5 protein-coding genes are annotated in these 6,025 nt (G+C 62.3%); all 5 read right to left on the bottom strand.

Annotated elements, in window-relative coordinates:
* On the bottom strand, positions 1-829 hold an 829-nt coding region (locus tag B1C78_RS04425; protein WP_245795305.1), incomplete at its 3' end, for a polysaccharide deacetylase family protein.
* 1 nt (position 830) lies between these two features.
* On the bottom strand, positions 831-2,087 hold the full coding sequence (locus B1C78_RS04420; RefSeq protein ID WP_139349804.1) for a glycosyltransferase: 1,257 nt from the start codon (positions 2,085-2,087) through the stop codon (positions 831-833).
* Positions 2,077-3,294, bottom strand: a complete 1,218-nt coding sequence (locus B1C78_RS04415; protein WP_077277940.1) for a TIGR04063 family PEP-CTERM/XrtA system glycosyltransferase — start codon at positions 3,292-3,294, stop codon at positions 2,077-2,079. Before B1C78_RS04415 ends, B1C78_RS04420 begins: the two co-directional genes overlap by 11 nt.
* A gap of 63 nt (positions 3,295-3,357) precedes the next feature.
* Positions 3,358-3,825 (bottom strand): four helix bundle protein, encoded by a 468-nt coding sequence (locus B1C78_RS04410; protein WP_217697998.1) that lies wholly within the window; start codon positions 3,823-3,825, stop codon positions 3,358-3,360.
* 41 nt (positions 3,826-3,866) lie between these two features.
* The gene (locus B1C78_RS04405; RefSeq protein ID WP_077277939.1) at positions 3,867-5,825 is read right to left on the bottom strand and encodes an XrtA/PEP-CTERM system amidotransferase; all 1,959 of its coding nucleotides are present in this window, start codon (positions 5,823-5,825) and stop codon (positions 3,867-3,869) included.
* Positions 5,826-6,025 lie beyond the last annotated feature (200 nt).

Raw genomic sequence — 6,025 nt, 5'->3', positions numbered from 1 at the left:
CGGCTTCGAAGCCGGCTTCACGCACCATTGATACATGTCCGGCATCGTAATCCTGTCCGGGCTTGCCGTTGGGATAGGCAAAAAACCTCACAGGTCTCTCGAGAATCTCCTCCAGTGTTTCGCGCCCGCGACGAATCTCGTTCAGCGCCGTTGTATCGTCTACCCGGGTCAGAATCGGATGACTGGCCGTATGCCCGCCTATTTCCATACCAGCCTGACTCAGCGAGCGAACCTGCTCACGGCGCATCATCAGGTCGGTGGGTAACAGTCCGTCGACACGCTCGGCCAGTCGACGGGATATCTGCTCACGTTCCGGCAGAGGCAGATACTTGATGCGGCGGATGATCGCGGAATAGCAGGCCACCCGGCTCTCCGGGCCGTTGAGTTCATACCGGCCGAGGGACAAATCATCCAGGTCATGAATGCCCGCCGGCAACCGTCGCACGGATTCGATGACGCGGTCGTTGAACATCATGCCGCCATCCAGGTAGTCCGTGGCCACGAAGAAGGTTGCAGGAATACCTGCATCCCTCAGCAACGGCAGAGCCACGCTGGCGTTGTCTTCGTAGCCGTCGTCGAAAGTGATGCACACGGGGCGAGACGGAAGACGACCAGCCTTCAACCCGTCCAAGGCTTCCACGAGCGATAGTGGTGTAAACAGCCGCCTGACCAGGTCCAAGTGCCAACGAAAGGTATCGGCATCGATCTCGCCCGGCAGCAGGGGGTCCGCTTCCGGCAGAACACGGTGGTAAATCAGAATACTGAGCCGCGCGCGCGGCCCCTGCGGAGACAGAAACGACACCATCGGACGCAAGAGATTGGCGGCCATCCTACCGGACCTCCCGGGAGCGTCCGGCTTCGACCGGTCCATGCACGAGGTTTCGCACATGGATCGCCTCGAAGGCTTCAACCAGTTGCGGAATACGCACCGACCAGGCGTTGGCACGTGCATGGGCGATGATCGCATCCCTATTCCATGCGCGATCGAGGGCCCCGTGCAAAGCGTCCCTTAGCGCTGGAGCGTCGCCGAAGGGAACCACCAGCCCCACCCTGTCTGAGTTCACCACTTCGGCGTTTCCACCCACTCGGGTGGTCACAATAGGAATTCCGCAAGCGGAGGCCTCCAGAAAGACATTTGCCCACCCCTCGAACGCCGTTGCAAGGACGAACACGTCCCCGGAGGAATAGACGTAGCGCAGTTCGTCGGGGGCCACCGGACCCAGCAGATGCACGCGGTCTTCCAGGCCAAGGCCCTGGATCTGCGCCCTGAGTGCCGCTTCGTTGTTTCCCTCCGGACTGGCCCCGCCGGCGATGACGAAATGCAGGTCGGGGTGCGTCTGCATGAGTTGCGGCATCAGCTCGATCACACGATGGAAGCCCTTGCGCCCGGTCAGCCCGCCGACTGATACGAGCACATGGGCTTCTTCCGGCAGGCCCAGCCGCCGCCGGGATTCAACGCGATCCTCCGGATAAAACCGCTCCAGATCCACGCCATTGCCGACCACCTGCACATGTGCCGGGTCCTGTCCCCAGTCAATGGCATCCTGACGCAGGGAGTCCGCCACCGAAAACACCCGCGCGGCCTCGGACATGGCCCGGGCAATCTGACGCCGGTGCAGGTAGCTGTCCTGAAAGCGGGTCAGACTCCCACGCAGGGTGATGGTGTACGGTCGCTTGAGCCAGCGCGCGAGCAGTCGGGCCGCGGTACCGTCGGGATATACAAAATGCGCGTCGATAATGTCGAATCCCGGCGCCCTCAGAAGCCGGCGCATCAGTGGCAGGGTCCCGAGGGCCTCGAACAGGGCGTCGGTCCACTTGAGTAGGCCGGGAATGCAGAAATAGCGCGGATGATAGACCTGTATGCCGTCCTGATCCTCATGATAAGGCGGGGTGGGGCGAAAATGGGGCCTGAAGCGGCGCAAGAGACCCTGAAAGGGAAACCAGGGCACGGGCGCCACCACCACCAGATCCAGCTCGGACGCCACACGGCGCATGCGCTCACGCACGAAGAGGCCGTGATTCGGCTGGGCCGCATTCGGATAGAGATGCGTATAGACGACCAGCCGCGGCCTGCGATCAGGCGACACCCGCCACCTCCCCTTCGTCGTTTTCCAGTCCGTAGGCGCGCCTGTAACGTGCCACACTGGCCGCCCAGTTGCGCTCCTCCTCCACGAACCGGCGACCCGCCGCCCGCACGGACTCCCATTGTTCCGGATGGGACAGCGTGCGCAACACCACTTCGGCCAATGCTTCCGCATTACCGGCCCGGAAGAGCCAGCCGGTCTCGCCATCACGGATCAGTTCTTTGTGGCCGCCCACATCCGATGCCACCAGGAGGCGGCCCTGGGCCATGGACTCCAGCGGCTTCAGTGGCGTGACGAGTTCCGTGAGCCGCATGGAAAGACGCGGATAGACAAGCAGGTCCACAAGATTGTAGTAATCCTGCACGCGTTCATGAGGGACTCGCCCGGTAAAGATCACATGGTCGGCGATCCCGAGAGACTGCGCCTGTTGCCTGAGGTTGTGCTCCTGTACGCCGCCGCCCACCAGCAGAATCCTCACGTCGGGCGCTTGTTCGCGGATACGTGGATAGGCTTCCAGGAGCAGTTTAAGACCTTCATATGCGTAGAACGAACCGATGAAGCCCAACACGCGGCAGCCGTCGAGCCCGAGCGCGGAACGCAGCTCAGGGTTCGCCTCCCCTCCCCACCTGAATCTCTCGATATCCACGGCATTGGGGATCACGGTGATCCTGGATGCCGGAACACCCCGCGCAATGATGTCCTGGCGCAGGCCTTCGCAAATGGTGGTGATATGGTCGACTCGCCTGAATGCGTACGTCTCCAGCCCCCGTGTCAGCCGATAGCGCAGGCCGTTTTCGCGGCTGGTGCCGTGATCCACCGCCGCGTCCTCCCAGAAGGCGCGCACCTCGTAGACCACGGGAATCCCGAGACGCCGACCCACCCGGATGGCTGCCATCGCATTGAGGGCGGGAGAATGGGCGTGCAGCACGTCCGGGCGGATCTCTCGTGCCACCATCTCCAGACGGCGCGCAAGTGCATCGATCAACCACCATTCCCCGAGCCCCGGGAGACGCTTCGGGGTGTACAGGGTGCGATAGAAATGCAGCCCGTCCACCGTCTCCTCCTCGCCCTGCGGGTTCAGGTGCTTGGGGCTGGTGAGGTGGAACGTCTCCCAGCCCAGCTTGCGCTGCTCGCGAAGGATCGCGGCGGTACGGAAGGTGTAGCCGCTGTGCAGGGGGATGGAGTGGTCGAGGATGTGGAGGATTTTCATTTGTTTGTAATTAGCACTCAGCACTCAGCATTCAGCGGTCAGCATGAAGACGGGGGGTTGGATTCATGGTTCCGGGACTTCGTTGACAGACTGCCGTGTATGGGGCCGTTGGCGAAGAGCGGCTTTCTTCTGGTCTCGGTCCTTCCTTACACGTGTAATGAGCGATGCCAGCATACGCTTCACCTCGCCGATGGCTCCAAACAAATCGGTTGTTTCACTCTCGTCTATCAGCCCAAGATCCTTCGCCAAGATCAAGTGATACTCGGTTTCGCTAGCCGAACCCATCGCAATGTGCAAGAAACGCACGAACTCCGCGTCTCCAACCCGACCACAGCCTTCCGCAATATTTGCGGGCACGGATGCCGCGGATCGGCGTAGCTGAGAAGCAAGGCCATAAACCTCCGCCTTGGGAAACTTCGCAGTCACTTCATAAATCTGCAAGACCAAGGCATGCGCCCTGTTCCAAACCGTCAGATCCCGAAAGTCCTTCATACCGATCCCTCGCAAGTCATCAATCCCTTCAAGGCCCACCCAAGCACACTCCGGGCCCAAGCGGCAACCGACCCCAAAACTCAACCTTCTACCGACAGGCCCTGGCCACCAGCTTCAAGCTGAGCGCTGAGTGCTGAATGCTGAGTGCTCTGCAAATTCCGAAGAAACGAGTCAAACATCAACAACGACCACAACGGCGCACTATGATCGCGTCGACCCGCGACGTGTTGCTCCACCAGTGTCTCGAGGTAGTTCATGTCGAAGATGCCTGAATCGGCCATGCGCGTACCCAGCACCTGGTCACGCATGCGCTCACGCAGGGGACCGCGGAACCAGGCCGCGAGGGGCACCGCAAAACCCATCTTCCTCCGGTACAGGACATCGTTCGGCAGGTGGGGCTCCATGGCTTTCTTGAACAGGTACTTGCCCTCCCCTCCCCGCAGCTTGAGTTCCGGTGGCAGCCCCGATATCCACTCCACCAGTTTGTGGTCCAGGATGGGGACGCGCACTTCGAGGGCATGCGCCATGCTGGCCCGATCCACCTTGGTGAGAATGTCGCCGGCGAGATAGGTCTTGATGTCCAGGTACTGGACCAGGGACAGCGGATGGTCCGTGGGCGCGCGCTGCGCATGGCGCCGCAGCACCTCCACGGCGCCGTAGCCCTGCAGCTCGCTGCGAAACCGCGGGGAGAAGAGCCCCGCGCGAAGGTCGTCCCGGATGACGGAAATGCCCTGGAAGTAGCCTTCCACGGAATCCCGTGCCAGCGCCTGGAAGGTGGCCTTGGCACGAAATATACGCGGCGCCCAGTCGGCCTTGGGGTACAGATGCGACAGCGCCCCGAACACCGGCCTGCGCAAGGCCAGGGGAATGGGATTGCGCAAGCGTTCCTCGGCGAGATGGTGACGATACCGCAGATATCCGGCCAGGTTCTCGTCCCCGCCATCACCCGACAGCGCCACCACCACCTGCCGGCGCGCCAGCTCACAGACCCGGTAGGTGGGCAGCGCGGAACTATCGGCGAACGGTTCGTCGTACAGTTCGCCAAGACGGTCCAGCAGGTTGAAGTGGTCGGGGTCCACCTGCTCCACGTGATGGTCCGTGGCATAGCGTTCCGCCACCTGCTGCGCATAGGCGGATTCATCGAACGCTGGGTCGGAGAAGGAGATGGAACAGGTGCGCACCGGATCGTCCGAAAGCCCGGCCATCATGGCCACCACGGCGCTGGAGTCTACGCCCCCGGAAAGAAAGGCACCCAGCGGCACCTCCGCCACCAGACGGATGCGCACGGCTTCTCGCAGGCGCTCCACCAGTTCCCCGGCGGCGGCCTGCTCGCTCATGGCGGGCAAGGGGGCGAAGGGCACGTCCCAGTATTCGCGTGGTGCCGGCAGGGCGCCCTGGCCGCGCTTGAGCGTCAGGGTGTGGCCTGGGGGGAGCTTGAGCACGGACCTGAAGATGGAGCGCGGTTCCGGCACGTAGCCGTAAGCGAAGTACTCCTCCACGGCGTACGGGTCCATGTCCCTGGGCAGATCGGGGTGCGCCATCAGTGCCTTGAGTTCCGAGGCGAACAGTAGATGATCGTCCGGCAGGCGTGCGTAGTACAGCGGCTTGATGCCGAGCCGGTCGCGGGCCAGAAACAGCGTCTCGCGGTTGCGGTCCCACACACCGAAGGCAAACATGCCCCGGAAACGCTCCACGCAGGCCTCGCCCCACTCCTCCCAGGCATGGACGATGACTTCCGTGTCGCAGTGGGTGCGGAAGGTGTGGCCCGCCTGTTTCAGCTCTTCGGTCAGCTCGGGGAAGTTGTAGATCTCGCCGTTGTAGGTGACCACCACCGTTTCGTCTTCGTTGAATAGCGGCTGCTGCCCGCTGGAGAGGTCGATGATGGACAGGCGCCGATGGGCGAACCCTACGCCCGGCTCGATATGCACGCCGCCCTCGTCCGGCCCGCGATGGAACTGGGTCTGGTTCATGGCCTCCAGCAGCGCCCGGTTGACGGGGCGTCTGTCGGTCAGATCAAAGATGCCGGTGATGCCGCACATGGGTTGTTATCTTTATCGTTGATGAAAAGGCCTTCTAACCACGAAGTACACGAAGGTCACGAAGATACAGAACATCAAGAGGCATTTCTCTCGCAAAGGCGCGAAGCGCGCGAAGGGAAATCGTTGTTTAGTTGTTCATGCCGGGCTCCGGCCGGGCAACTTCAAAACCACCCTCACCCTGACCCTCTCCCTGAGGGAGA

The organism is Thioalkalivibrio denitrificans, assembly GCF_002000365.1.
In the GTDB taxonomy this organism is placed as follows: Bacteria; Pseudomonadota; Gammaproteobacteria; order Ectothiorhodospirales; family Ectothiorhodospiraceae; genus Thioalkalivibrio_A; species Thioalkalivibrio_A denitrificans.
The sequence above is the reverse complement of the archived record's forward strand: the minus strand, read 5'-3'. Positions and strand labels throughout refer to the sequence as shown.

Bases quoted from the DNA above. Each gene is read 5' to 3' on its own strand.
- B1C78_RS04415 (WP_077277940.1), bottom strand. From the start codon at position 3,294: ATGAAAATCCTCCACATCCTCGACCACTCCATCCCCCTGCACAGCGGC.
- B1C78_RS04405 (WP_077277939.1), bottom strand. From the start codon at position 5,825: ATGTGCGGCATCACCGGCATCTTTGATCTGACCGACAGACGCCCCGTC.